Origin of the sequence: Kitasatospora sp. MY 5-36 (assembly GCF_001182915.1) — a bacterium.
In the GTDB taxonomy this organism is placed as follows: domain Bacteria; phylum Actinomycetota; class Actinomycetes; order Streptomycetales; family Streptomycetaceae; genus Kitasatospora.
The window spans coordinates 1-2817 of sequence record NZ_LFVW01000952.1; the positions used below are offsets into that span (position 1 = coordinate 1).

3 protein-coding genes and 1 pseudogene are annotated in these 2817 nt (G+C 73.9%); 3 read left to right on the top strand and 1 reads right to left on the bottom strand.

The genetic code is table 11. The annotated features are described in order from the left end of the window. Positions 1–445 (bottom strand): SAM-dependent methyltransferase (locus tag AE652_RS38700; protein WP_049660143.1); only part of this gene is annotated, 445 nt, incomplete at its 3' end. A 165-nt stretch (positions 446–610) separates the two neighbouring features. Between AE652_RS38700 and AE652_RS38705 the strand changes: the two genes are divergently transcribed. The 3 genes and pseudogenes from AE652_RS38705 to AE652_RS38715 form a co-directional block, all read left to right on the top strand. After that, positions 611–1807: a sensor histidine kinase gene (locus tag AE652_RS38705; protein ID WP_369808370.1), complete on the top strand. Its 1197-nt coding sequence runs from the start codon at positions 611–613 to the stop codon at positions 1805–1807. 38 nt (positions 1808–1845) lie between these two features. Beyond that, positions 1846–2535 carry a response regulator transcription factor gene (locus AE652_RS38710; protein WP_049660140.1) on the top strand — a complete coding sequence of 230 codons (690 nt, stop codon included), beginning with the start codon at positions 1846–1848 and terminating at the stop codon, positions 2533–2535. A gap of 103 nt (positions 2536–2638) precedes the next feature. Beyond that, positions 2639–2817: pseudogene (locus tag AE652_RS38715) on the top strand (hypothetical protein); the annotation flags it as partial.

Here is a 2817-nt window from a genome sequence, read left to right on the forward strand (position 1 = left end):
CGACGTAGCGCAGCACCCCGTCCTCGTCGACCTCCCCGGCGTCCAGCGGGACGTTGTCCAGCCACTCGTTGGCGAACAGCAGCCCGGTCACCCCGCGCGGCGGCCGGTCCGTCCACAGGGCTGTGGACGGCAGGCCGGCCGGGCGGTCGGCGACCTCCACGCCGTACGGGCGCAGCCGCGCCAGCACCTCCGCGGGCAGTTCGGCCAGGACGCCGGTGAGCAGTTCGCCCCGCCCGGCCCCCATGTCGACCAGGGCCAGCTCCTCCGGACGACCGAGGGCCTCGTCAACCTCCAGCAGCAGCCGGGCCACCGCACGGGCGAACCTCGGCGAGGCGTGCACGGAGGTGCGGAAGTGGCCGGCGGGGCCCTCCGGCCTGCGGTAGAAGCCCTGCCCGGGGTCGTACAGGGCCCGTTCCATGGCGGGCGCCCACCGCATCCAAGTCATGGGGCTGGACGCTACCCGGCGCCCGGTCGACCCTCCCCATCGGATCGGGTGCTTCTCCGACCTACGGAGTAGGGCGGATCGCCCTACCGGCGGACCTGGGCACACGGAGCGACTGCCTACGCTGGACACGTGCATCGACTCAACGCCTGGCTCCGCCGTCACCCCATGGTGGTCGACGCCGCCTGGGCGGCGATGGTGCTCTTCGCCGGCCTGGTGCCGAACGACGCTTCGATCGACGAGGGCTGGCGCTTCGACGTCTCGCTCGCGATCGCGGTGGTGCTGCCGCTGCTGATGGTCGTCCGGCGGCGCTACCCGGACCTCACGGTGTCCGCCGCCGCCGCCATCGGCGTCGGCCAGGTACTCGTGGACATCTCGCCGGCCGGCTCCTCGATCGCCTACCTGGTCTTCGCCTACACCGGCGCCGCCTTCGGCCAGAAGTGGATCTCCCGGCTGGCCCTGATGGCCGGCCTGGCCTCCGGGCCGCTGGTGTTCTGGCAGATGATGCCGGTGAAGACGGTCTTCGACCGGGCCGGCGACGCCCACACCCGCCCGTACACCTTCGGCGAGGCGGCGCTGATCACGCTGCTGATGAGCACGCCGTTCATCCTCTGCTGGGCCTGGGGCCGGCTGACCAGGGTGCGCCGCGCCTACCTGACCGAGCTGGAGGACCGCGCCGCCCGGCTGGAGCGCGAGCGGGACGCCCAGTCCAAGGTGGCGGTCGCCGCCGAGCGCGCCCGGATCGCCCGCGAGCTGCACGACGTGGTCGCGCACAACGTCTCGGTGATGATCGTCCAGGCCGACGGCGCCGCGTACGTGCTGGACAACTCCCCGCAGCAGGCCAAGGAGGCGCTCGGCACGATCGCCTCCACCGGCCGCCAGGCACTGGTCGAGATGCGCCGCCTGCTGGGCGTGCTGCGCACCGCCGACACCAAGGCCGAGGAGTACGTGCCGCAGCCGGGCGTCGAGGAGCTGCCGGAGCTGCTGGAGCAGGTCCGCACCGCCGGGCTCGACGTGGACTACGCCACCTCCGGGCACCCGCGCGAGCTGCCGCGCGGCGTCGAGCTGACCGTCTACCGGATCGTCCAGGAGGCGCTCACCAACGTCCGCAAGCACGGCGGCCCCGACGCGCACGCCCGGGTCGCGGTCGACTTCGGTGAGCGCGAGCTGGCCGTCCTGGTGGAGGACGACGGGCGCGGCAGCACCGACGAGCACCTGGCCGCCGGCGGCGCGGACGGCCTCGGCCACGGCCTGATCGGCATGCGCGAGCGGGTCGGCATGGTCAGCGGCAGCCTCGACGTGGGCCCCCGCCCCGGCGGCGGCTTCCGGATCCGCGCCGTCCTGCCGCTCAAGGCGGCCCACTAGCCCCGTCCGCCGTCCACCCCCCTCCAAGGAGTCCCACCTTGACCATCCGCGTGATGCTCGTCGACGACCAGGAACTGCTGCGCACCGGGTTCCGGATGATCCTCCAGTCGCAGGGCGACATCGAGATCGCCGCCGAGGCGGGCGACGGCGCGCAGGCCCTGGAGCAGCTGCGGCGCACCGAGGTGGACGTGATCCTGATGGACGTCCGGATGCCGCGGCTGGACGGCGTGCAGGCGACCCGCCGGATCTGCCTCGCCGAGGACGGCAGCCCGCTGCCGAACGCCCCCCACGTGCTCATCCTCACCACCTTCGACCTGGACGAGTACGCCTTCGCCGCGCTCAAGGCCGGCGCCAGCGGCTTCCTGCTCAAGGACGTCCCGCCGACCGAGCTGGTGGCCGCGATCCGCGCGGTGCACGGCGGGGACGCGGTGGTCGCCCCGACCACCACCCGCCGGATGATCGACCGCTTCGCCGAGGTGCTGCCCACACCGCAGAGCGCGCCCGGCTCGGACGTCCTCGGCCCGCTGACCGAGCGCGAGCGGGAGGTGTTCCTGCTGGTCGCCCAGGGCCTGTCGAACGGCGAGATCGCGGCCCGGCTGGTGCTCTCCGAGGCCACCGTGAAGACCCACGTCGGCCGGATCCTGGCCAAGCTGGGGCTGCGCGACCGGGTCCAGGCCGTGGTGCTGGCGTACGAGGCCGGGCTGATCCGGGCCGGGGCCGGCGACTGAGCCGCTTCGGCGTCCGGGCGCCCCCGTAGACTGGGGCGGTACGTCCGGTACCCGTGGAGCGGACTGGAACGGTCATTCAGGACAAGGCAGGACAAGGGTGGACGTGAATCCGTCCGACTTCGCCGACCAGGCTTTCGGCGACCCAGGCGACCCCGGCAACCGCCCCGCCCGGCTGGCCGTCGGCGTGGTCGGCACCGGCCGGGTCGGCCCCGCGCTGGGCGCGGCGCTCCAGCTCGCCGGGCACACCGTGGTCGCCGCCTCCGGGGTCTCCGCCGTCTCCCG